General features: G+C 73.5%; 24 protein-coding genes. 15 read left to right on the top strand and 9 right to left on the bottom strand.

Annotation, left to right across the window (positions count from 1 at the left end):
• Window positions 1–230: 230 nt before the first annotated feature.
• The 4 genes from ACFY2K_RS42280 (at window position 231) to ACFY2K_RS42265 (ending at window position 3557) form a co-directional block, all read left to right on the top strand.
• Window positions 231–1109, top strand: a complete 879-nt coding sequence (locus ACFY2K_RS42280) for an alpha/beta fold hydrolase (RefSeq protein ID WP_375884813.1) — start codon at window positions 231–233, stop codon at window positions 1107–1109.
• 381 nt (window positions 1110–1490) lie between these two features.
• Window positions 1491–1649 (top strand): hypothetical protein, encoded by a 159-nt coding sequence (locus ACFY2K_RS42275; protein WP_188305309.1) that lies wholly within the window; start codon window positions 1491–1493, stop codon window positions 1647–1649.
• Between the two features lie 352 nt (window positions 1650–2001).
• On the top strand, window positions 2002–2640 hold the full coding sequence (locus ACFY2K_RS42270; protein ID WP_350511866.1) for a DUF6758 family protein: 639 nt from the start codon (window positions 2002–2004) through the stop codon (window positions 2638–2640).
• A 56-nt stretch (window positions 2641–2696) separates the two neighbouring features.
• A complete protein-coding gene (locus ACFY2K_RS42265; RefSeq protein WP_375884810.1) occupies window positions 2697–3557 on the top strand; it encodes a PHP domain-containing protein in 861 nt (286 codons plus the stop codon).
• 151 nt (window positions 3558–3708) lie between these two features.
• On the opposite strand, the gene ACFY2K_RS42260 is transcribed toward ACFY2K_RS42265, so the two are convergent.
• Window positions 3709–4350, bottom strand: a complete 642-nt coding sequence (locus tag ACFY2K_RS42260) for a suppressor of fused domain protein (protein ID WP_380594590.1) — start codon at window positions 4348–4350, stop codon at window positions 3709–3711.
• Between the two features lie 402 nt (window positions 4351–4752).
• On the opposite strand from ACFY2K_RS42260, the gene corA reads away from it, so the two are divergent.
• Window positions 4753–5874 carry a magnesium/cobalt transporter CorA gene (gene corA, locus ACFY2K_RS42255; RefSeq protein ID WP_375884805.1) on the top strand — a complete coding sequence of 374 codons (1122 nt, stop codon included), beginning with the start codon at window positions 4753–4755 and terminating at the stop codon, window positions 5872–5874.
• 62 nt (window positions 5875–5936) lie between these two features.
• Here the strand turns inward: corA and ACFY2K_RS42250 are convergent, their stop codons facing one another.
• Window positions 5937–6866 carry a DMT family transporter gene (locus ACFY2K_RS42250; protein WP_380525915.1) on the bottom strand — a complete coding sequence of 310 codons (930 nt, stop codon included), beginning with the start codon at window positions 6864–6866 and terminating at the stop codon, window positions 5937–5939.
• Window positions 6867–6998: 132 nt separating this feature from the next.
• Between ACFY2K_RS42250 and ACFY2K_RS42245 the strand changes: the two genes are divergently transcribed.
• The 4 genes from ACFY2K_RS42245 (at window position 6999) to ACFY2K_RS42230 (ending at window position 10833) form a co-directional block, all read left to right on the top strand.
• Window positions 6999–7538 carry a hypothetical protein gene (locus tag ACFY2K_RS42245; protein WP_375884800.1) on the top strand — a complete coding sequence of 180 codons (540 nt, stop codon included), beginning with the start codon at window positions 6999–7001 and terminating at the stop codon, window positions 7536–7538.
• A gap of 157 nt (window positions 7539–7695) precedes the next feature.
• Entirely contained in the window at window positions 7696–8982 is a 1287-nt protein-coding gene (locus tag ACFY2K_RS42240; protein WP_375884798.1) for a magnesium transporter MgtE N-terminal domain-containing protein, read from the top strand.
• Window positions 8983–9031: 49 nt separating this feature from the next.
• On the top strand, window positions 9032–9616 hold the full coding sequence (locus ACFY2K_RS42235; protein ID WP_380525922.1) for a DUF1003 domain-containing protein: 585 nt from the start codon (window positions 9032–9034) through the stop codon (window positions 9614–9616).
• 56 nt (window positions 9617–9672) lie between these two features.
• Window positions 9673–10833 (top strand): Mrp/NBP35 family ATP-binding protein, encoded by a 1161-nt coding sequence (locus ACFY2K_RS42230; protein WP_380409389.1) that lies wholly within the window; start codon window positions 9673–9675, stop codon window positions 10831–10833.
• A 130-nt stretch (window positions 10834–10963) separates the two neighbouring features.
• Here ACFY2K_RS42230 and ACFY2K_RS42225 read toward each other — a convergent pair whose 3' ends face one another.
• Together ACFY2K_RS42225 and ACFY2K_RS42220 are read right to left on the bottom strand one after the other, a co-directional pair.
• Window positions 10964–12199 (bottom strand): XRE family transcriptional regulator, encoded by a 1236-nt coding sequence (locus ACFY2K_RS42225; protein ID WP_387718176.1) that lies wholly within the window; start codon window positions 12197–12199, stop codon window positions 10964–10966.
• A 147-nt stretch (window positions 12200–12346) separates the two neighbouring features.
• Window positions 12347–12724, bottom strand: a complete 378-nt coding sequence (locus ACFY2K_RS42220) for a winged helix-turn-helix domain-containing protein (RefSeq protein WP_387718173.1) — start codon at window positions 12722–12724, stop codon at window positions 12347–12349.
• Window positions 12725–12896: 172 nt separating this feature from the next.
• On the opposite strand from ACFY2K_RS42220, the gene ACFY2K_RS42215 reads away from it, so the two are divergent.
• The 4 genes from ACFY2K_RS42215 (at window position 12897) to ACFY2K_RS42200 (ending at window position 16891) form a co-directional block, all read left to right on the top strand.
• Window positions 12897–13322, top strand: a complete 426-nt coding sequence (locus ACFY2K_RS42215) for a hypothetical protein (protein WP_387718170.1) — start codon at window positions 12897–12899, stop codon at window positions 13320–13322.
• 482 nt (window positions 13323–13804) lie between these two features.
• Entirely contained in the window at window positions 13805–14104 is a 300-nt protein-coding gene (locus ACFY2K_RS42210; protein WP_387718167.1) for a helix-turn-helix domain-containing protein, read from the top strand.
• A gap of 972 nt (window positions 14105–15076) precedes the next feature.
• Window positions 15077–15307, top strand: a complete 231-nt coding sequence (locus tag ACFY2K_RS42205) for a helix-turn-helix domain-containing protein (RefSeq protein ID WP_387718164.1) — start codon at window positions 15077–15079, stop codon at window positions 15305–15307.
• Window positions 15308–15652: 345 nt separating this feature from the next.
• Window positions 15653–16891 (top strand): tyrosine-type recombinase/integrase, encoded by a 1239-nt coding sequence (locus tag ACFY2K_RS42200; RefSeq protein WP_387718162.1) that lies wholly within the window; start codon window positions 15653–15655, stop codon window positions 16889–16891.
• Between the two features lie 124 nt (window positions 16892–17015).
• On the opposite strand, the gene ACFY2K_RS42195 is transcribed toward ACFY2K_RS42200, so the two are convergent.
• The 4 genes from ACFY2K_RS42195 to sigE form a co-directional block, all read right to left on the bottom strand.
• The gene (locus ACFY2K_RS42195; protein ID WP_375884793.1) at window positions 17016–17693 is read right to left on the bottom strand and encodes a hypothetical protein; all 678 of its coding nucleotides are present in this window, start codon (window positions 17691–17693) and stop codon (window positions 17016–17018) included.
• Window positions 17694–17916: 223 nt separating this feature from the next.
• Window positions 17917–18348, bottom strand: coding sequence for a sec-independent translocase (locus ACFY2K_RS42190; protein ID WP_380409387.1), 432 nt, complete (start codon window positions 18346–18348; stop codon window positions 17917–17919).
• A gap of 134 nt (window positions 18349–18482) precedes the next feature.
• Window positions 18483–19505, bottom strand: a complete 1023-nt coding sequence (locus ACFY2K_RS42185; protein ID WP_375884787.1) for an anti-sigma factor family protein — start codon at window positions 19503–19505, stop codon at window positions 18483–18485.
• Entirely contained in the window at window positions 19502–20230 is a 729-nt protein-coding gene (sigE, locus tag ACFY2K_RS42180) for an RNA polymerase sigma factor SigE (RefSeq protein WP_375884886.1), read from the bottom strand. Before sigE ends, ACFY2K_RS42185 begins: the two co-directional genes overlap by 4 nt.
• A 288-nt stretch (window positions 20231–20518) precedes the next feature.
• Between sigE and ACFY2K_RS42175 the strand changes: the two genes are divergently transcribed.
• Window positions 20519–21151: an O-methyltransferase gene (locus tag ACFY2K_RS42175; protein WP_380409399.1), complete on the top strand. Its 633-nt coding sequence runs from the start codon at window positions 20519–20521 to the stop codon at window positions 21149–21151.
• Between the two features lie 109 nt (window positions 21152–21260).
• Here ACFY2K_RS42175 and ACFY2K_RS42170 read toward each other — a convergent pair whose 3' ends face one another.
• Window positions 21261–21428, bottom strand: coding sequence for a DUF3117 domain-containing protein (locus ACFY2K_RS42170; protein WP_014137929.1), 168 nt, complete (start codon window positions 21426–21428; stop codon window positions 21261–21263).
• A gap of 296 nt (window positions 21429–21724) precedes the next feature.
• Here ACFY2K_RS42170 and ACFY2K_RS42165 point away from each other — a divergent pair, with 296 nt between their 5' ends.
• A complete protein-coding gene (locus ACFY2K_RS42165) occupies window positions 21725–22525 on the top strand; it encodes an enoyl-CoA hydratase-related protein (protein WP_380409383.1) in 801 nt (266 codons plus the stop codon).
• Window positions 22526–22612: the final 87 nt, after the last annotated feature.

Genomic DNA, 22612 nt, shown 5'->3' with positions numbered 1-22612 from the left:
CGCCGCGCCCGCCCCGGCGCCCCCGCCGGCCTAGCCCCCCCGGGCCGTGCTGGCGCCGGGGCCCCGCGCGCCCCCCCGGGCGGGCTCCCCCGCGGGCCCCCGGGGGGCCCCCCGGCCGGGCTGCCCCCCCCCGCCCCCTCGGGCGTTCCCGGGCGTCCCCGTCCTGGTGGGAGGGGGTGCCGGGACGGCATAGGCTCGGGGCGTCGCCTGCCCCGGGAGGGAACCCGCCCATGAGTACTCCGCCGTTCCTGGACCTGCCCCGCTGCGCCCGGGCGGAGCGCGTGCCGACCGGGCGCGGGGAGTTCGCGGCGCTGCGCGCGGAGCCGGACGGCCCGGTGCGCGGCTCGGCGCTGCTGGTGCCGGGGTTCACCGGCAGCAAGGAGGACTTCATCGCGCTGCTCGCGCCGCTCGCGGCCGCCGGGTACCGGGTGACGGCCGTGGACCAGCGGGGTCAGTACGAGACCGGCGGGCCGGACGACGGGGCGGCGTACGCCGTGGCCGCGCTGGGCGCCGACGTCCGGGCGCTGACCGGGGTGCTGGCCGCGGAGGGCGGGCCGGTGCACCTGCTGGGGCACTCCTTCGGCGGCCAGGTGGTCCGGGAGGCGGTGCTCGCGGCCGCCGGGGAGGGCCCGCTGCCGTGGCGTTCGCTGACCCTGATGGCCACCGGGCCGGGCGCGATCGACCCGGCCGAGGCGGCCCGGACCAGGATGCTGCTGGACGTCCTGCCGGTCATGGGCCTGGAGGAGATCTGGCAGGTCATGCGGCAGATGGACGAGAGCGGCGGGGAGCCGAGGCCCGCCCTGGCGCCGGGGGTCGCGGAGTTCCTGCACCGCCGCTGGGTGGCCAACGTGCCGCGGTCGCTGGCCGTCACCGGCGCGCACCTGGTCGCCGCGCCGGACCGGGTGGACGAGCTGGCCGCGGTGGCGGCCGGGACGCTGCCGGTGCTGGTGGTGTCCGGGGAGCAGGACTACGCCTGGCCGGTACCGGAGCAGGGCGCGATGGCGCGGCGGCTGGGCGCCCGCCGGGTGGTCGTCGCGGGCGCGGCCCACTCCCCCAACGCCGAGCGGCCGGCCGCCACGGCCGAGGCGCTGGCCGCGTTCTGGGCCTGAGCCCGGCCCCCGACCGACCCGCTCCCCGGCGTGGTCTGTACCACTTCCGGAGGTTCGACCTGGCACGGCACAGGACAAAAGTCGTTAGTTACGGTAATCTTTGATTCTGTCCGGGAATCATCGGCGACATCCACAGGGTGCCTTTCAGCCGAAACCCGGACGTTACGGACGGGCAACGGCCCGGTAGCACCGCCACGACACCGTGGTTCACGAGGGACTGGACGCACCAGGCAAGCCCAGGGGGAGCCCTTGCCGCAGCAGACCGCCACACGTACGACCCGCGTGGTCCGGCCGCAGCGCCGGATCCGCAGGACCCCGAAAGGGCTGATACCGACTCAGCCGCAACCGCCCCGCCCCGCGGGGCTCGAAAAGGAGACGCCCATGACCAAGCCCATGCGCTTCGAGATCCTCCGACTGGACGACGCCAACGGCTCCGCGACCGACCGCGTGATCGCCGACGCCGAGACCGTCCGCGAGCTCGTCCAGGACGCCGCCCGCACCGGCGAGCGCCTGCTCATCCGCCCGTGCCCGACCGTCTGACCCAGCGCGGCGCCTCCGACCGGGAGACCTCACCCGCCGCCGACGAGCCGGGACCGTCCGATCCGGACGTACCGATACCCGACTGACGCCCCGTCACCGCGATCGCCGTTGACGGGGCGTCAGTGCGTCCGGCCCCGGAACGGACCGGCCCCGGCCCTGACTCGGCCCCGCCCCCGACCCCGGCCCCGGAACGTTTGCCGCCGCCCGCGACGGGACATCCCCCAACGGGAACCGCCCGCGCCGCAAGCCACCCGCGCCGGCCGGGCGTCCAGCACCGACAGGGTGCCGCCGGGCCGTCCGTACGGGTGATCGTCCTTGACGCGGCGGTCCGGAGGGAGGAGCGTTGTCGGCTATGAGGGGCGAGCCAAGCTGTCCGAGGTGCGCCGGTCGGGTCCGCGCCCCCGGTCTTTTTTCGGACACCTGGCAGTGCGACCGGCACGGAGCCGTGCACCCGATGCAGCCCGTACTACCCCCGAGCGTGGAAGCCCTGGGCGTCGCCGTCGCCCGTTCCCAGGTCCCCGTCTGGCTGCCCTGGCCGCTCCCGGTCGGCTGGCTCTACACCGGTATCGCCCACGTCGGCGACGACGTCTCGGGTGCCCGGGCCACCGCCGTCGCCTGCTCCGGGCCCGCCCCGCTCGGCGGCTTCGGCGAACTGGTGCTGGTCGCCGAGGAACTGGGCGTCGGGCTCGGCGCCCGCTACGCCGGACTGCCCGGCCCCGACCCGGGCGACTCGGTCGGCCTCTACAAGCCCGCCGACGCCAAGCTGATGGCCGCCGGGCGGCCCACCCCGATGTTCCACGTCCCGGACGCCCCGCCCGACCGCGCGGTGTTCGTCGGCGAGGCCCGCGGGCTCTGGCTCTGGGCGATCGCCTGGCCCGAGCAGTCCGCGCTGGTGATGTACGACGAGCTGGTGCTCACCGACCTGCGCGAGGCCGGCGCCGAACTGGACCTGCTGCCCTGCGGGGCGCTCTCCCCCCGGCTGCTGGGCTGACGGCGGACCGGACGGCCTATCCTGGGCGGCACCCACCAGCCTGAGGAGTCCGCCCCGTGCGCATCGACCTGCACGCCCACAGCAACGCCTCCGACGGCACCGACAGCCCGGCCGAGCTGGTCGCGGCGGCGGTCGCGGCCGGGCTCGACGTGGTCGCGCTCACCGACCACGACACCGTCGCCGGGCACGCCGGGGCCGCCGCCGCCGTGCACGCGCTGCCGGACGGCACCCGGCTGACCGTCGTCCCCGGCGCCGAACTGTCCTGTGTGGTGGACGGCGTCAGCATGCACCTGCTGGCCTACCTGTTCGACCCCGAGGAGCCGGAGTTCGCGGCCGAGCGCGAGCTGGTGCGCACCGACCGGTTCCGGCGCGGCCGGGCGGTCGTCGAGCGCTGCCGGGAGCTCGGCGCGGACATCAGCTGGGAGCAGGTGCAGCGGATCGCCGGGGCCGGTTCGGTCGGGCGGCCGCACATCGCCAGCGCGCTGGTCGAGGCGGGCGTGGTGGCCACCGTCTCGGACGCCTTCACCCCGCAGTGGCTGGCCAACGGCGGCCGGGCGGACGTCCGCAAGCACGAGACCGACCCGGTGCGGGCGGTCCGGCTGGTCCGGGCGGCCGGCGGGGTACCGGTGTTCGCCCACCCCGGCGCGGTCAAGCGCGGCCGGACCGTCCCGGACGGGGTGATCGCCGACCTCGCGGCCGCCGGACTGGCCGGGCTGGAGGTCGACCACACCGACCACGACGAGGAGACCAGGCAGCGGCTGCGCGGCCTGGCCGGCGACCTCGGCCTGCTGGTCACCGGCTCCAGCGACTACCACGGCAGCCGCAAGACCGTCCGGCTCGGCGAGCACACCACCGACCCCGGGGTGTACGAGGCCCTGCTGGCCCAGGCCACCGGGGCGAAGCCGATCGAGCGCTGACGGCGGGCGGGGCCGCGCTCCGGCGCACCGGAGCACGGCGGGGCGGGCGGGCCGCCCGTGCGCCCTCCGGGCCGGGGGCCGGCGCCGGTCAGGATCCGGCCCGGCGCCGGTCCTGGACCGGGCCCCGGTCCTGACCGGGAGTCATCGGGGGTCAGTCGAGCTTGACGCCGCGCCGCCGCGGGTCACGCAGGTCGGTGCCCTGGTCCAGCCAGCGCTCCTGGAGCGCGGCCGCGCCGTGCACCCGCTTCCAGCCCGCCTCGTTGGGCGTCATCGGCAGCAGCGGCAGGAAGCGCACCGGCTCGGCGGGCTCGGCCAGTTCCAGGTCCTCGACCAGCCCGCCCGGCTCGGCGGCCAGCACCGAGGTGAACGGGGCGTCCTCCCAGAGCGGGGCGCCGAGGTCCAGCGAGCCGCCCGGGGCCACCACCAGGCCCTCGACCTGCGGCGTCGCGGCGAAGGTGGCGAGGCTGCGCAGCACGCCGTCGCGCCCGCCGCGCACCGTCAGCACCAGTTCGGCGCGCGGTCCGCGCAGCTGGTCGGCGACCGGCTGGGTCGGGTCGGCCATCGGGGCGGCCGCCATTCCGAGCGTCGCGTAGCGGACCAGGCCGTCGGCGTCCGGGCCGAAGCGCAGCACCTCGATCCGGTCGGTGCCCAGGAAGGTGACGGCGGCGCGGCCGCTCGGCTCGCCGAAGGTGGAGATCAGCCGGGCCTCGACGGCCGCCAGCACCGCCTCCCGGGTGAGGTCCGGGGAGCTGCCGCCGTGGGGGTCGCCGAAGGACGGGAAGTCGTGCGCCATGCCGGTGAGCGTAACCCGGGCCGCTCCGGCGTCCGCGCGGGGGCGTACGGGCGAAGGCCGGGGAAACCCCGGGGCACCGATGCCCGGTCAGATGTTAGGGTGAGCGACTGGCCACCGGGATCGCAGGTCCCGGGGCGGCGAGCGAAGGAGGTGGTTGCGGTGGATACCGGCCGACCATGCAGTACCGGCAGCTCTGCCCGGCCCCGACTTCCCCGCACTTCCCGCCCCGCAGGCCTCAGCGGCTGACCGAGCCCTAGTGGCCCGGGCGCGGGTCGGCGGCGGACGGACCGGCCGGGAGAGCACCCCTCGTCCCCTTCACCGGTGTTCCTCGCCGTCGCACCACGGCCATTCCGCGTCCCCTCCGCGCCACCGTGCGACGGCTCCTGCCCCAGGGAGCCTGTCATGTCGATGATCAACAGCCTGCGCGCCGCCGTCCGCACCAACCGCCGCCGGGGCGCCGTCGGGCCGTACGACGCCGTGCCCGAGGGCGCCGGCTCGGCGGTCGTGGACTGCGCGGTCTACCAGCACGGCCGGCGCAACGGCGTGACCTGCAGCCCCCGCGAGGCCGCCCGCCGGGTCAAGGCCGCGCACCAACTCCCGGACACCGCAGGGTCGTTCAGCTGGATCGGGCTGCACGAGCCGACCGGCGCCGAGTTCGAGGGGATCGCCCAGCGGTTCGGCCTGCACCCGCTCGCGGTGGAGGACGCGGTGCACGCCCACCAGCGGCCCAAGGTGGAGCGCTACGACGACGTGCTGTTCGCCGTCTTCAAGACCATCCGCTACGTCGAGCACGACCAACTCACGCCCACCAGCGAGGTGGTGGAGACCGGCGAGCTGATGGTCTTCGCCGGCCGGGACTTCGTGATCACCGTCCGGCACGGCGGCCACGGCTCGCTGCAGGAGCTGCGGCACCGGCTGGAGGCGGACGCGGACGAGGCCGGCCTGCTCGCCAAGGGCCCGGCCGCGGTGCTGCACGCGATCGCCGACCACGTCGTGGACAACTACCTGCTGGTCGCCGAGCGGCTGCAGAACGACGTGGACGAGATCGAGTACGGCGTCTTCTCGGCCAAGGGCGCGCGCACCGCGGACGTCGGCCGGGTCTACCAACTCAAGCGCGAGGTACTGGAGTTCAAGCGCGCGGTGGCACCGCTGCTGCGCCCCATGCAGCAGCTGTCCGAGCCGCAGCAGGGCCTGGTCGACCCGGACATCCAGAAGTACTTCCGGGACGTCGCCGACCACCTGGCCCGGGTCACCGAGCAGGTGCACGGCTTCGACGAACTGCTGAACTCGCTGCTCCAGGCCAACCTGGCGCAGGTGTCGGTGGCGCAGAACGAGGACATGCGCAAGATCACCGCCTGGGCGGCGATCTTCGCGGTGCCCACCATGATCACCGGCGTCTACGGCATGAACTTCGACTACATGCCCGAACTGCACCACGCCTACGGCTATCCGCTGGTGCTCACCGCGATCGCGGTGATCTGCGTCGGGATGTACCGGGGCTTCCGCCGCAACGGCTGGCTGTAGCGTCCCCCAGCCCCCGGGCCCCGTCCCGGACCCCGCACCCGGACCCCGGTCCCGCGGGGGCGTCAGCGCCGCCCGCCGCGGGCGACCAGGACCAGGCCGAGCAGGATCAGCACCACCGCCGGGTACGCCGCCGCCGGGGGCCACTGGCCGAGCCAGAGCGCGGCGATCAGGGCCGCGCCCGGGGTCTCCAGCAGGATCGCGGTGGAGGTGATCGACGGGCCGAGGGTGCGCACCACCCGGTTGCTCAGCGAGTGCCCGAGCAGCTGCGCGGTGACCATCAGCAGCACGATCTGCCACCAGGCCCCGGCCGACCAGCCGGACAGCCGCGTGCCGGTGGCCAGGCAGATCACCAGCAGGCCGACCGCCGTGGTCGCGTAGCAGACCAGCGTGTACGCGGTGGTGCTGACCGTCCTGCGGACCTCCGCGCCCAGCAGCATGTACCCGGCCGCGGCCAGGCCCGCGGCGAGCGCGAGGGCGTCGCCGAGCAGGGCGCGCGGGGACATCGAGAGGTCGACGCCGGTCAGCACCAGCACGCCGGCGAAGGCGACGACCGTCCCGAGCCAGACCATCCTCGGCGCGCGGACGCCGAACAGCCGCATCAGCAGGATCGTCCACAGCGGGGTGGTGGTGACCAGGGCGGTCGCGGAGGCCACCGAGGTCATCCGCAGGCTGGGCATCCAGAGCGCGAAGTGCACCGCGAGCAGCACCCCGGCGGCGACCGCGAGCAGCAGCGCCCGCCGGCCGATCCCGCGCAGCTCGGCGCGGTGGCGCAGCAGCGCGTACGGGCCCAGGGCGCCGACCGACATGACGTTGCGCCAGAAGGCGATGGCCAGCGCGGGCGCGGCGGTGGCGGAGATCAGCGGGCCGGAGAGGGAGATGCCGCCGATCGAGACGGCGAGCAGCAGCAGGTCGGCGGTGGGGAGCGGGTGCGCGGGCCGCTGGTCGGCGGCGGTGGCAGGGGCGGGGGTGGTCGCGGGCCGGGCGGCGGGCACGGCGCTCCTTCGCTGGTCGCGGGGGCGGGGCGCTCATACGGTAAGGCCCGTGGGCCGTCAATGGAACTGTCGCCCGGGGGCTGAGACGTCCGGCCGGGCGGGCGCGGGCGGCGAGCCCGTACGCTGTCCGCCATGGACCGCAACTCCGCCGCCCCCGTCGCCGACGACTTCCTCGACCAGGCCCTGCTGGAGGAGGCCGCGAAGAAGTCCGGACTGCTCTGGGTGCGCGCGGACGGCGAGGCGCAGGCCCGCCCGCTGTGGCACGCCTGGCACGACGGCGCCGTGGTGGTCGTCGGCGGGGGCGGCGAGCAGCCCCTGCACGGCCTGACCCCGGGCGCCCGTGCCGTGATCACCGTGCGCAGCAAGGACAAGGGCGGCCGGCTGACCGGCTGGGCCGCCGAGGTGGTCGAGCTGGCGCCGAACGGCGAGGCCTGGCGGGGCGCCGTCGAGGAACTCAAGGGCAAACGGCTGAACGCGCCCGACACGGACACCGTCACCGAGCGCTGGGCCCGCGAGTGCCGGGTGCTGCGGCTGCGCCCGGCCGGGGCGCTGACCGAGCGTCCGGGCGCCATGCCGGACGGCTCGCACGCCGCCGAGCCGATGCCCACCCCGGCCACCACCCGCCGCCCGATCCCCGCCGGACTGCCCAAACTGCTGTTCAAGCGCCGTTAAAGGTTCATGCCGAGGACGCCTGGGCCCGCTACCGTGCCTCACCGGGCCGGGTGCACGCGGCGCGGGTAGCCTTGGCCGGACGTGCGCCCCGGTGCACACCGTACGGCGCCGGGCAGGTCGGACCGCTCGGGCAGGGTCGAGGGAGTCGAGGGAGTTCATGGCAGGGCCAGGAAGCCGGGTCTTCATCTCCCACCTCTCCGCCGTCGCGGTGTTCGACCCGAACGGCGACCAGGTCGGGCGGGTCCGCGACGTGGTCGTCTCACTGCGCCTCGGCGGCCGCCCCCCGCTGGTGCTCGGCCTGGTGGTCGAGGTCGTCGCCCGGCGCCGGATCTTCCTGCCGATGACCAGGGTGACCAGCCTGGAGTCCGGCCAGGTGCTCACCACCGGCCTGATCAACCTGCGCCGGTTCGAGCAGCGCCCGTCCGAGACCCTGGTGCTGGCCGAGCTGCTGGACCGCACCGTCACCTGGTCCAAGACCGCCGAGGACGTCACCGTGCTGGACGTCGGCATGGTGCAGACCCGGCTGCGCGAGTGGGAGGTCAGCAAGGTCTTCGTCCAGGTCGGCCGGGCCACCCGGCTGCGCAAGGGCAAGGGCGAGCGGCTCACCCTGGACTGGCAGGACGTCACCGGCTTCGCGCTGCCCGAGCAGGACCAGGGCGCGGCCAACCTGCTCGCCACCTTCGAGCAGCTGCGCCCGGCCGACCTCGCCAGCGTGATGCACCACCTGTCGGCCAAGCGCCGCGCCGAGGTGGCCGCCGCGCTGCCGGACGAGCGGCTCGCGGACGTCCTGGAGGAGCTGCCCGAGGACGACCAGGTCGAGATCATCGGCAAGCTCCAGGGGGAGCGGGCGGCCGACGTCCTGGAGGCGATGGACCCGGACGACGCCGCCGACCTGCTCTCCGAACTGCCCGGCGACGAGGCCGAGCGGCTGCTCGGCCTGATGGAGCCGGAGGAGGCCGAGCCGGTCCGCCGGCTGCTCTCCTACGAGGAGGACACCGCCGGCGGTCTGATGACCACCGAGCCGATCGTCCTGGAGCCGGACGCGACGGTCGCCGAGGCGCTGGCCCGGATCCGGATCCGCGACCACAAGCCCGCGCTGGCCGCCCAGGTGTACGTCTGCCGGCCGCCGAACGAGACCCCGACCGGCAAGTACCTGGGCGCGGTGCACTTCCAGCGGCTGCTGCGCGAGCCCCCGTACGTCCTGGTCGGCTCGCTGGTGGACGACGACCTGGACGCGCTGCCGCCGGACACCCCGCTGTCCCTGGTCACCAGCTACCTGGCGACGTACAACCTGGTGGCCGCGCCGGTCGTGGACGAGGCCGACCACCTGCTCGGCGCGGTGACCGTCGACGACGTGCTCGACCACCTGCTGCCCGAGGACTGGCGCGACGCCGCGCTGCACGCCGGGGACGACGACAGAGACGAGGTGCACGGTGGACGGTGACCGCAACGGCCGGCGGGGCGAGTCCGCCCGCCGGCGCCTGCAGGGCGAACTGCGGGAGCTGCGCCAGCTGCGCGAACTACGCGAACTGCGCACCCGCGAGGGCGGCGGCCGGGAGCGCCTGGAGACCTCCCCGATCACCGGCTCCAACCGCACCCGGCTCGACCAGCCCCGCACCGCGCGGCCCGGCCTGCTGACCCTGCCGTCCTACGACCCCGAGGCCTTCGGCGTGCTGTCGGAGCGGATCGCCCGCTTCCTCGGCACCGGGCGGTTCATCGTCTGGATGACGGTGGTGATCATCGTCTGGGTGCTGTGGAACACCATGCTGCCCTCGGACGCGCGCTTCGACGAGTACCCGTTCATCTTCCTGACCCTGGTGCTGTCGCTCCAGGCCTCCTACGCGGCGCCGCTGATCCTGCTGGCGCAGAACCGGCAGGACAACCGGGACCGCGTCAACATGGAGCAGGACCGGGCCCGCAGCGACCGCAACATCGCCGACACCGAGTACCTGGCCCGCGAGGTCGCGGCCCTGCGGCACGGGCTCGGCGAGGTCGCCACCCGGGACTTCATCCGGTCCGAGCTCCAGTCGCTGCTCAAGGAGATCGACGAACGGCGGGGCGCCTCCGAGGCGTTGTGACCGGCGGCACGCTACCGGCCGGTTAAGCGGTTCGCCCGGAGCCGTACCATCAAGGCATGGCCAACGAGACAGAGGTCGCGGCCGGCGTCACGGAGGACTCCGTACGCCAGGCGCTGGCGACCGTCAACGACCCGGAGATCAACCGTCCGATCACCGAGATCGGCATGGTGAAATCGGTCGGGATCGCCGAGGACGGCGCGGTGCGCGTCGCGGTCTACCTGACCGTCTCCGGCTGTCCGATGCGCGACACCATCGTCACCCGGGTCCGTGACGCGGTCGGCCGGGTGCCCGGGGTGACCGGCGTCGAGGTCGAACTCGACGTGATGAGCGACGAGCAGCGCAAGGAGCTCTCCCAGCTGCTGCGCGGCGGCGCCCCCGAGCGGGAGATCCCGTTCGCCAAGCCGGGCACGCTGACCCGGGTCTACGCCGTCGCCTCCGGCAAGGGCGGCGTCGGCAAGTCCTCGGTGACCGTCAACCTGGCCGCCGCGATGGCCGCGGACGGGTTGAAGGTCGCCGTCGTGGACGCCGACATCTACGGCCACAGCGTGCCGCGCATGCTGGGCGTCGAGGGCCGGCCCACCCAGGTCCAGGACATGATCATGCCGCCGCAGGCGAACGGCGTGAAGGTCATCTCGATCGGCATGTTCACCCCGGGCAACGCCCCGGTGGTCTGGCGCGGCCCGATGCTGCACCGCGCGCTGCAGCAGTTCCTGGCCGACGTCTACTGGGGCGACCTGGACGTGCTGCTGCTGGACCTGCCGCCGGGCACCGGCGACATCGCGATCTCGGTGGCCCAGCTGGTCCCCAACGCGGAGATCCTGATCGTCACCACCCCGCAGATGGCCGCCGCCGAGGTGGCCGAGCGGGCCGGCACCATCGCGGTGCAGACCCACCAGAAGATCGTCGGCGTGATCGAGAACATGTCCGGCATGCCGTGCCCGCACTGCGACGAGATGATCGACGTCTTCGGCACCGGCGGCGGCCAGACCGTCGCCGACGCGCTGACCCGCACCGTCGGCGCCACCGTCCCGGTGCTCGGCTCGATCCCGATCGACGTCCGGCTGCGCGAGGGCGGCGACGACGGCCGCCCGGTCGTGCTCGCCGCCCCCGACTCCCCGGCCGGCGCCGCCCTGCGCGCCGTGGCCGGCAAGCTCGGCGGCCGCCGGCGCGGCCTGTCCGGCATGTCCCTGGGGCTGACGCCCAAGAACAAGTTCTGATCGGGCAAACCGAAGGGCTGCGGAGATCCTCCGCAGCCCTTCTGCCATCTGCCCTGACGCCGTCGTCGGTTGTCATCGTTGGTCGGCATTGAGCGCCCCTCGACGGCCCGAAGACGGCCCACGAACCCGCCTACATGCTGACCTTGGCCAGGGTGTTCAGGTGGTCCAGGTATGAGCGCGTGGCTGGGGCTTCGGCGTAGTTCTTGCTGACCACGGTGGCCAACTCACGGCTGACCGCGAGGATGGACGGGAGGGACTGGCGCTCGCTTCGCAGGGCCCACTCCCCGTAGTTCACGGCGCCTTCCAGGTCCCCCTCGCGCGCCGCCACCACACCGAGCGTCAGCCGGGCCTCTGCGATCCGCATCGGTGAGCGCTCGGTGCCGTCGTAGTCGGTGCTGGCCCGGATCACCTCTTCGGCCAGCGTCTGGGCGAGCCGGTTCTCACCGAGCATCCGGTAGGCGTCCATCACGTAGAAGTCGTACTTCGCCGGGTCCACCACGAAGTGGTTGTCCAGGTTCTCCGGGTACGGCATCCCCTCCAGCAGCCTTCGCCCGCGGTCGAGGGCCACCTCAGCCTGCCGCCGGTCCCCGAGCCGGGCCCACGCCTTCGCTTCCTGCGCAGCGAGCTGTACAGCAACACCCTGGTGCGGGGCCACCTCGATTCCCGCGTTTGACGCCGCGATCACGCCCCGGTAGTCCCCCGCCGTGATTGCGAACCAGGCCCGCATTTCGTGCGCCCATCCCTGGATCTCGGCGTGCTCCGCCTCGGCCCCCAGAGACAGGGCCGCCCGGCGGGTGGACTCTGCCGCGCGGCGGTCGCCCATGTCGTACTCGACGCAGCCCACCAACAGGGCCAACCAGCCAGCGAGGGCCAGCACCTCACGGTGCTGGGCCAGCGTCAGCCGCTGCGACTGCAATCCGGCAACCCGCTTGAGCCACTGCCTGCCCTCGACCGCCAGTTGGCCGGGCGGGAGCAGGGCGTACTCAGAGCAGAGCCGGTCGGCCGTGATTCGGAGGGCATCCATCGTGGCGTTGTCCACGTCGGATGCCTGCAGGCGGCTGACGATGTCGAGCGTCTCCATCCCGCTGGCCACGGCGATTTCGGCGTTGCCGTCCCGCCGGCCGCTCACCGGGAAGAGCGCGTGCGTCACGGTGCCGAAGGTGGCGGCAATGATCGGCTGGTAGAAGTCGCTGGGCATGACCTCCCCCGACTCCCAGCGCTTCCATTGCCGGAGCAAGCTCGCGTTGTCCGGGAGCTTCTTGGGTGCGTGGGCCCTGAGCGTGCCGATCGCATCCGACTGCGACCAACCACGCGCCTCCCGCTCCGCCGTCATGCGTCGCGCCCATGCGGGCCTGTCCAAGCTCATGGTGCCCTCCCTCTGGGGTGGTGCCTGCGCTGAGTCTTGCACCGCGAAAGCCCTGGACAGCAGGGGGTGACAGGGCAGTGACACCACCCCTGTCACCAGTGAGCCCCCGCCTGTGTCACTGGTTGCGCACTCGCCACTACCCGATGGTTAGTCAGGAACGGACGACGCGGTCACGCGTCGTTCAAGTTCCTCGACCCGGGCCGTCAGGCCCTGCACCTGGGAGGTGAGAAGTTGAACCTGCGCGCTCATGTCGTCCCCGCCCTGCGATGCGGCAGCCCCGACGGCCGACGGGTCCACATCGCTGCGGACGAAGGTCCCGCGCCCGGGGCTGGACACGATGAGCCCCTCTTCTCGCAGCACGCGAAGCCCCGACTGCACGGTCATGTCGGCGATGCCGAATCGCTCCGCCAGCTTCTTCACCGAAGGCAGCTTCGCGCCCGGCAGATGCTCACCGGCGGCGATTTCCGCCCGCAGGGTGTCAGCCACCTGCACGTACGGTGCCCGCTCATCCTGAATCAGAGTCATGCCCTCAGGCTACCTCTCCAAGCGCTCTAACACAGCTAGGTCAATCGCTTGACATTCTAGAGCGACCTAGAGCACGCTAGGTCATGCAAGGAAGCCCCGCAGACATGCTGCGGGGCGGCGCCCAACTGCCAGGAAAGCCGCCGCCCCGCGCCCCGATGAAGGGAGTTCCATCATGCACGCTTCGCTCACCATTCAGCCGTCCCTGACCGTCGACGCGGTCGAGGAGAACGTCTCGCTGTTCGGCGAGACGGACCCGGGCGAGACCGAGCCGCGCCTGTCGGTGCGCGTGTCGATGTCGCTGCGGTTCTACGACCTGGTGGGCCTGCTGGCCTACCACCCGCTGCTGATGCTCGCCGCCTCCGACCTGGAAAGCTCCGCCGAGCTGGCCGACGCGCTGCAGTTCGCGCTCGTGGACTCGGACATGAACCAGATCGAGCAGTACTCGGAGCGGGCCCGTGCTGCCCTGTCGAACCCGCGCCAGCCGCTCTACGCCTACTCCAAGCTCGTCGCGGAGGCCGTCACCCGCACGTTCGGCATCAGCGCCCCGCAGCCGCCCGCCGCCCCGGCGGCGAACACCCTCCGGCTCGCCGCCGCCTGACGCCGGTCCGGGTGAGCGCTCACCGACGCTCACGGGCGCTCACGGCCCGCTCACCCGACCAGTCGGCCGCCCCGGTTCAGCCGCAGTCGGCCGACTCTCACGGGCACACGCGACGCGGTGAACACCCAGGTGTTCACCGCCCCGCTCGGGGGTGAACACCCGACCGCTCACCGCCGCTCACGGAACCGTTCCCGGCGCTACCCGCCGACCGTTCCCACGCTCACGGGAAGCGTTCCCGCCCTTTACCCCCAAGCATCGATCGCCCCCTGACCAGCGGGCACAGCCCGACCGTCACCCGACTCACGCACCGGTGAACACCCCGGCCGTTCACCGGTGAACACCCGCCGGACCGGACCAACCCGAGGCGGACAGAGCGCCGCGCCCGCCCCGGCTCACCGCCCGCCCGACCGGCCCGTGAACGCCCCGTGAGCGTCGGTGAGCGCCCGCCCCGCCGCCGTTCCCGCCCGACCGAGGAGAGTTGCATGAACACCCCGTCGCCGACCACCGACCCGACCGCGCCCACGGACCCGACGGACTACCTGACGGTGCCGCAGGTGGCCTTCGCCCTGCGGCTGTCCCAGGAGACCGTCTGGCGCATGGCCCGCAACGGCCTGCTGGCCACCTACCGGGTCGGCAACGGGCGCGGCCTGGTCCGCGTCCCCCGCGACGCCTTCCGCGCCTACCTGTCCGCCACCGGACTGCCCGCCGGCCTGTCCGCCGTCGCCGCCGCGGCTCCGTCCAGCAGCCGGGAGCGGTCCCCCTGGGCCACGCCCCGCACCTGACCGGCCCGCCGTCCGCCGCGTCCGGGAAACGGCGCGCGCGCCGGACAAGCAAGAAGAGCACCGCGCCCGCCCGGCACAGGGTGCTCCTCTTGCTGTTCGGCGGAGCCGCTAGAAGGTCGTGCCGCGCAGCGGCTCCTTCTTCACTCCCTGAGGTGCACCTAGGTACTACAACGGCCCCTTCTTTTTCCTAAGTAGGAAGAGTCTGCGTCACCGCGTCACCCGGGGCCGAAATGTGGCCTCTGACCTGCGACAACAGGGGTGACGCAGACGGCAACTCCTGCGTCATCGCTGCGTCACCGCGTCACCCGGTGACGCAGGGCGTGACGGAGGGGTGACGCAGCCCCCGACTGGCGCGTCACCCAAAACCGCAGGTCACAGGCCATGGGTGTCGCAGATGACGCGGTGACGCAGAAATCCCCACCTCGGACACACACGTCCACCCCGAGAGCCAGCCTGCGTCACCCGATGACGCAGGCCGTGACGCAGCGGTGACGCAGCCCCCGACCGGCACGTCACCCAAAACCGCAGGTCACAGGCCATGGGTGTCGCAGATGACGCGGTGACGCAGAAATCCCCACCTCGGACACACACGTCCACCCCGAGAAGCCCCAGAGCCCCCCAGCGCCCCGAACCGGGCACCAGACCTAGCGGTCGGGCCCGCTAGACCTAGCACCCCCGCTAGCACCCCATGCCCACCCCGATCAGCCACCTAACGGCCAAGGGCCCCCCGCCGCAGGCCTCGAAAGCCGCCCCCAGAGCACCCCCGAGACCCTCACCGGTCGCTAGCGCGCGACACCGCGCCCGACCACCGCCCAGCCGCTCTGACACTCCCTGACGCCTGACACCCCCTGACACCCAAACCCCTAGGCAAACGCGGGTGTCAGGGGCCCTGACACCCGCCTCTGACACCGCCTGACACCCACCCCTGACGCCCGGCCTGACACCCACCGCAACCGCTCCGAGGAGAGGCCCGTGGCCAACCGCAGCACCCCCGCCGACAGTCGACCGGTCGTAGTCGCCCTCCCCGCCCGCTTCCTCACCCCCGAGGACATCGCCGCCGTGTTCGGCGTCCCGCTGGAGACCGTCTACCAGTGGCGCCGCAAGCGCACCGGCCCGCCCGGCTTCCGCGTCGGCCGACACCTCCGCTACCACCCCGACGCCGTCGCCCAATGGGTCACCGACCAGACCCAGCACGCCGCTTGAAGCCGCTACCGGCAGCACCCCTCCCCACTACCGGTAGCACCCCCGATAGCGCCCCACACCCGGCCCCACCAGCTCGCCAGCAGGTAGCACCCCCTTCCCCACCATGCCCCGGAACCGCCCTATCCAGAGCCCCGGCGCACAGGGAGCCACCAGGGAGACAGGGAGAACTCCCTGACCACCTCCCTGGGCCCCGAATAGCCCCTGATCAGCGGCGACGCCGCCTCAGGGAGGCAGGGAGGCGCCCACGCGCCCCGCCGAACACCCCCGAACGACAGCCCATCACCGCCCCGGGCACCTCCCTCCCTGCCCCACCACACCCAACCCTTCGCACCCAAGGAGCGGCCCATGGCCGGCCACATCCAAGACCGCTGGTACAAGACCGAGACCGGCCCCGACGGCAAGCCCCACCGGGTCAAGACCGAACGCCACGGCACCGGCATGCGCTACCGGGCCCGGTACATCGGCCCGGACGGCACTGAGAAGAGCAAGAGCTTCGCCGACCGACAGAAGCGCCAGGCTGATCTTTGGCTCGCCCAGATCGAGGCCGACATGGCGCGTGGCCAGTACATCGATCCGAACGCCGGCCGGGTCACCGTGAAGCAGTTCGCCGAGAAGTGGTTGGCCTCACTCACCATGGACCCGCTGTCGTACGTGACCACCGAGCAGCGCATCCGGCTGCACGTGGTGCCGCACCTCGGGGCCCGGCCGTTGGCGTCCTTGCGGCCGAGTGACCTTCGGGAGTGGTTGGTGAAGCTGGCCGAGAAGGGCATGGCGCCTGCCAGTCAGCGCGTGGTGTTCGCCAACCTCGGCACGATGCTGACCGCCGCTGTTGAGGACCGGGTGATCCCGAGCAACCCGGCCCGCTCCACTTCGGTCAAGGCGCCCAAGCTGGACCCGCGCCGCATCTCGCCGTGGCTGCTCGACCGGGTCAAGGCAGTCCGGTCCGCGCTCCCCGAACTGCAACAGCCGCTGGTGGACCTGGCCGCTGGGTGCGGCCTCCGACAAGGAGAGGCTTTCGGGCTGGCCGTGGACCAGGTGGACTTCGCCGAAGGCACGATCCACGTCGTCCGGCAGATCCGGCTGATCCGGAACCGTCCGGTGTTCTCCCTCCCCAAGGGCGGCAAGACGCGGTCGGTGCCGCTCCCGGACAGCGTGGCCGGCCGTCTACAAGCGCACATCGCCGCACACCCGCCGGTCAGCGTCACGCTCCCGTGGCGCGGTGTGGACGGTCCCCCGAGCACGGCCCGGTTGGTCTTCTTCGACAGCCGCGGTAACCACCTCCACCGCAACCGGTTCAACCGGAACCTCTGGCGTCCGGCGCTGGCTTCGGCCGGCGTACCGCTCGGCCGCGAGAACGGAATGCACGCGCTCCGGCACTTCTACGCGTCCGTCCTACTGGATGCCGGGGAGAGCATCAAGGCATTGAGCGACTACCTCGGCCACCATGACCCGGGCTTCACGCTCCGGACCTACACGCACCTCATGCCGAGCAGTGAGAAGCGCACCAAGGAAGCGGTTGACCGAGCCTTCGAGGACGGCCCCGCAGCGGCAGACGGCCCCAGCACGGCCCCGGAGGAGGGATAGAGTGCTTCCGCCCCAGGCCAGACGGCAAGTGGCCTGACTTGAACAAGTTCTGACGTTCCGAGCGGGCGTACGCGGCGGGGCCGGACGGTGATCCGTCCGGCCCCGCCGCGTGTCCGCTGCCTCGCTACGGCCGGGCGTAGCCGCCCAGGTCGGGGACGGTGGCGAAACCGACGCCGTAGGCGCTGACGCCCCGGCCGAAGGCGCCGAGCAGCACACCGGGGGCCTCGCCCGCCAGCACCCAGCCGTACTCGGACTCCCGGTAGCGGAAGGGCTGCGGCAGGCCGTTGACCGGCAGGCTCAGGGTCGACCAGCCGGGCCCGGCCAGGTCGTCGGCGAGGTCCCAGGCCAGGTTGCTCTGCTGGTCCAGCCAGTCCTGGCGCAGCGCGCGGTCCAGCTGGCCGGGCCAGGTCGCGGCGAGCAGGCCGGAGCCGGCCAGCCAGGCCGCCGAGGAGGCGGACGTCGCCTCCAGCGTGCCGGTGTTGTCGGCGCTGCGGCGGCTGTCCCGGCGGGCCACGGTGACCACCACGGCGAACTTGCGCACATCGCGCGGCTCGAACTGCTTGGCCGGCTCGTCGCCGTGGCCGAGGGTGCCGTAGTCGACGCCGCCGGCCGCCCCGCCGCGGGGGCCGCCGGCGCCGGCCTGCATCAGGAAGCGGCGGCCGGTCCAGCCCTCGTCCAGGCCGTACCAGGGGAAGTCGGCGGACAGGTAGGGCACCAGCGGGTCCGCCGGACCGGCCTGCCCGCCGACCACCGGGCCGCCGGCCGTGACCGTCGCCCCTCCCGCCTGACTCGTCGCGTCCATCCCCGGGCCTCCTCAACGCACGTGTGCCTGCCGTGGCGCGCTCCCATGGTGGCGTACCTCGGCGTTCCCGGGGGCCGTTCCTGGTCCGCGCGGGCGCGGATGTGACGGACGGCTCAACGGGAACAATCAGCACAATAGCGGCGCGCACGCCGGGGCCCCGCTCAGCCGGGCGGGCCGGCGGGAATTGTCGGACGCGCCCCGGGCCGCGGACGGCCGGCCCGGATCAGGTGGCGTCGGGGTCGAACGGGGGCCGCTCGCCGGGCTGCAGCGGGGCGCCGGCGGAGGCGGGCGCCGCGGCCTTCTCGAAACTCACGCTGCCCGTCCGGCCGTTCACCGGCGCGGCCGGCTTGTCGTCCAGGACGGAGCGGATGTCGAGCGACTCCTTCATGTCCTTGAGGCCCAGCGGGTCCTGCTGGTCGCCCATCAGCTGCTTGCGGACGAAGGTCTTGGGGTTGAGGTCCTCGAACTCGAAGTCCTTGAAATCGGGCCCCAGCTCGCTGCGGATGTCCTCCTTCGCGGTGTCGGCGAAGGAACGGACCTTCCGGATGAAGCCCATGGTGTCCTGGATCAGCTTCGGCAGCTTGTCCGGGCCGAAGACGACGATCGCCAGTACGGCCAGGGTCAGCAGCTTCAGCCCGCCTACATCGGTGAACACCTGGGCTCCCTAGCTCATCGGACGACGTTCCTACAGGGTAATGGCCACCGGCGAGTCCCTGGTCCACGACGGGATGAAGCCGTGGTAAAGACCAGCCGGTGGCCGGGGGCCCGGCAAGATCGGCCGGACAGGGCCTAACGGGTCTGCTGGCGCAGGGCGGCGATGTTGCCCGGGTAGCGCTCCGGGGAGGAGGACGGCTCCGGGTCGCGGGTGGCGGCCACCGGGCGGCCCGGGAAGTCCACCGGGACCTGCGCGTTCATCGGGACGTAGCCGCTCCGGCCGCTGGTGCCGCCCACCGGGCTCACCGTGGTGCCGTGCTGCTCCTCGCCCTGGGTGAGCCCGCCGACGCCGCCGAGCGTCACCGCGGCGACCGAGAAGGCGCCCGCGGCGGCGAACACCAGGCGGCGGCCGCGGGCCGCGGAGGGCCGCAGGACGGCCGCTGCGGGCTGCGGGCGGGCGGCGGTGCGGTCGGGGCGGGCGACGGCCTCCGGACGGCCGCTGCGCCGGCCGATGAGCGGTCGCAGCATCGAGCCGCGGCCGAAGGCGCGCGGGTCGAACCCGGGCAGCGGGGCGTCGGCGCCGAGCGCGCCCGCGCCGAAGGAGGCACCGGCGCCGCGGCCGAAGGAGCCGCCGGTCAGCCGGCTGCCGCCGAGCGTCCCGGTGGCGTTCACGCCGCCACCGGGGAGGTCGTCGTCGTCCCGGCCGCGGAGCCGGCCGGCGTCCGCCGGGGCGTCCTCGGGGAGGCTGCCGACGGCCATCAGCCGGGCCATCAGCGCGGAGGAGGGGCCGGGGGTGTCGGTGCGGGTCAGCAGGTGCTTGACGGACCGGCCCTCGTCGGCCTCGGCCTTGCACTGCGGACAGGTGGCCAGGTGGGCCAGGACCCGCTCGCGGGAGTCGTGGCCGAGTTCGCCGTCCAGGAAGGCGGACAGCCGGTCGCCCAGGTGGTGCTCCTCGGCCGCGGGCTCGGCGGGCCGTACGGGCAGCGCGCGCAGCGCCGTGTCGGCGGGCAGCGGGACGGTCGGCAGCAGAGGGTCCCCGAGGTCACCGCCCACCGGGTCCGCGGCGCCGCGGCGGCCCGGAAGGGCCCAGCTCCGCCGGGCCGAGGACCGGTCGGACGCATCCGAACGGTCCTGGCCGGACCAGCCGGTTCCGCTCACGATCGCCTCCGTCCGCGCCCGCCCGGCGCCGTCGCGACCTCGGCGGCGACGCCGACCGGCACCGGCTCCTCCGAGCCGCCGCGGCGCTCGCGGCCCGGGGCCGAGCCGGGGGCGCGGTGCTTGAGGGCGGCGCGCAGGTGGGAGCGGCCGCGGTGGATGCGGCTGCGGACGGTGCCGAGCTTGACGCCCAGGGTGGCGGCGATCTCCTCGTAGGAGAGGCCCTCGATGTCGCAGAGCACCACGGCGGCGCGGAACTCCGGCGCGAGGGTGTCCAGGGCCTGCTGCACGTCGGCGTCGAAGTGGGTGTCGCTGAAGTGCTGGGCCGGGCTGGGCTCGCGGGAGGCGAGCCGCTCGGCCGCGTCCTCGCCGAGCGCGTCGAAGCGGATGCGCTGGCGGCGGCGGACCATGTCCAGGAACAGGTTGGTGGTGATCCGGTGCAGCCAGCCCTCGAAGGTGCCGGGGGTGTAGGTCGACAACGAACGGAACACCCGGACGAAGACCTCCTGGGTGAGGTCCTCGGCGTCGTGCTGGTTGCCCGTCAGCCGGTACGCGAGGCGGTAGACGCGGGCGCTGTGCGCCTCGACGATCTCCTCCCACGTGGGCGGAGTCCAGCTCTGCGAGTCGGGACCCTCGGCGAAGGTCGCGAGGACAGGGGCCTCGGCGGTACCGGCGGCCGGCGTGGCGGCGGCGGGCTGGTCCAGGTCGGAGTGCGCAGGCTGGTTCATCACGGGCTTCGGCGTACGGGCCGACGCGGTGCCGCGGGAGTGCCGCCGCACAGGGACGTCGCCCTCGGCCACACCTCCTCGGTCGGCTCTTCTGCCCAGCAGGGCCACCACCATATCCACCTCACCCGTCAAGCCCGGATAAAAGTGTCCGGGAGGTCTTGCGCACCCGGTCGTCAGTGACAACGGCCCGCCGCCGTACGCGGTTCCCGCCCGGCCAGTAATCTGTGGCAGGAAATATCGACATGCTCCGGCACCGGGCCGCCACCCGGGGCTCCGAAAGAGGCAGCCATCAGCGAGTTCGGGCCCGCGCGCGCGGCCCTCGCCGACACCTACGTGGGCGAGGACGCCGTGCTGACCTACGCCCGGGCCCAGTCCGCGCGGACCGGCATACGGGCCATCGGGCCGAGCGGCGGGGCCTGCCTGCGGCTGCTGGCCGCCGCCCTGGACGCCAAGGCGGTGGCCGAGATCGGCACCGGCACCGGCGTCTCCGGCGTCTACCTGCTGCGCGGGATGCGGCCGGACGGCGTGCTCACCACGGTCGACTCGGAGCCGGTGCGCCAGCAACTGGCCCGCGAGGCCTACCAGGCGGCCGGGTTCGCGGCCAACCGCTCGCGGTTCATACCGGGCCGGGCCCTGGAGGTGCTGCCCCGGCTCGCCGACGGCCAGTACGACCTGGTGTTCTGCGACGGCGACCCGGCCGAGTCGCGGGAGTACCTGCTGGAGTCGCTGCGGCTGCTGCGGCCGGGCGGGATGGTCTGCTTCGAGGGGGTCTTCCAGGAGGGCCGGCTCGCCGAGCCGGACCACCAGGACCCGCAGACCGGCGCGGTGCGCGACCTGGTGCGGGACGTGCGGGAGAGCGACGCCCTGCTGCCCGCGCTGCTGCCGGTCTCGGACGGGCTGCTCTGCGCCGTGAAGCGCTAGCGGCCGTACGGCGCCGGGCCCCCGCCCCCGGAGAACGCACGGGCCCGGGCCGACATGACGTCGTGCCCGGGCCCGGCGGTACGTCTCCAGGAGACGGCGAGCGCTGCGGTCAGCCGCAGGCCTTCTTCAGGGCCTCGCCCAGGGCGTCGGCCTCGTCAGGCGTGAGCTCCACCACGAGACGTCCGCCGCCTTCGAGCGGAACGCGCATGATGATGCCCCGCCCCTCTTTGGTGACTTCGAGCGGGCCGTCACCCGTCCGCGGCTTCATGGCCGCCATGCTCGTTCCCCTTCCTGCAACCGCTCAGCTACGCACCGGCAGTCCGTCCACCGCCGGTATCGAACGCATTGATCGGAAGCCATTATCCCGCATGCCACGGCCTGATGACCAACATCACTCTCGGTGCAACCACGGCCGGACCGGCAACAACCACCGCAATCGGCACCAAAAGCCCCGGCGTGGCGGCGGTGGTGACGGCACCGGAAGGTGCGATACCTCACACTCCCCAGTCCGCCCTCCGCTCCGGCATCCTGGCACGACCACCCGCGTGACGATCGTCGAGGGAGCCCTCACCCATGTCCGATTCCGTGCTCTACGAGCTGGACGGCGGCCTCGCCGTCATCACCATCAACCGCCCGGAGGCGATGAACGCCCTGGACGTGGCCACCAAGGTCGCGCTGCGCGACGCCGTGACCGAGGCCGCCGGGGACCCGGCCGTGCGCGCGGTGCTGCTCACCGGCGCGGGCGAGCGGGCCTTCTGCGTCGGGCAGGACCTGAACGAGCACCTGGCGCTGCTCAAGCGCTTCGAGGAGACCGGCGAGGGCGCGCTGCGGACCGTCGCCGAGCACTACAACCCGCTGACCCGCGCGCTGGCCGGGATGCGCAAGCCGACCGTCGCCGCGGTCGGCGGGGTGGCGGCCGGCGCGGGCGCCTCGCTCGCCTTCGCCTGCGACTTCCGGATCCTGTCCGACCGGGCCGGCTTCAACACCGCCTTCGCCGGGATCGCCCTGACCGCCGACTCCGGCGCGTCCTGGACGCTGCCCCGGCTGGTCGGGCACGCCAAGGCCACCGAGCTGCTGATGCTGCCCCGCACGGTCAAGGCCGCCGAGGCGATGGAGCTGGGCCTGGCCACCAAGGTCGTGCCGGGCGACGAACTCGCCGCCACCGCACGGGTCTTCGCCCGCGAGCTGGCCGAGGGCCCGACGGTGGCCTACGGCGCCGTCAAGGAGTCGCTGGCGTACGGCGCCTCGCACTCGCTGGACGAGCTGCTCGACAAGGAGGACGAACTCCAGACCCTGGCCGGGGAGAGCGAGGACCACCGGATCGCGGTGCGCGCCTTCATCGCCAAGGAGAAGCCGAAGTACGTCGGCCGCTAGGGCCTGTCCGGCGGATCTTGGCAGATCAGCGCGCGGCGTTGGGCGCCCGGCTGGGCGTGCGCCCGAGTCGGCCTCGTACTGGACGTA

The sequence above is a fragment of the Kitasatospora sp. NPDC001309 genome, assembly GCF_042896295.1.
In the GTDB taxonomy this organism is placed as follows: Bacteria; Actinomycetota; Actinomycetes; order Streptomycetales; family Streptomycetaceae; genus Kitasatospora.
This window is presented reverse-complemented; position numbering and strand designations above follow the sequence as displayed.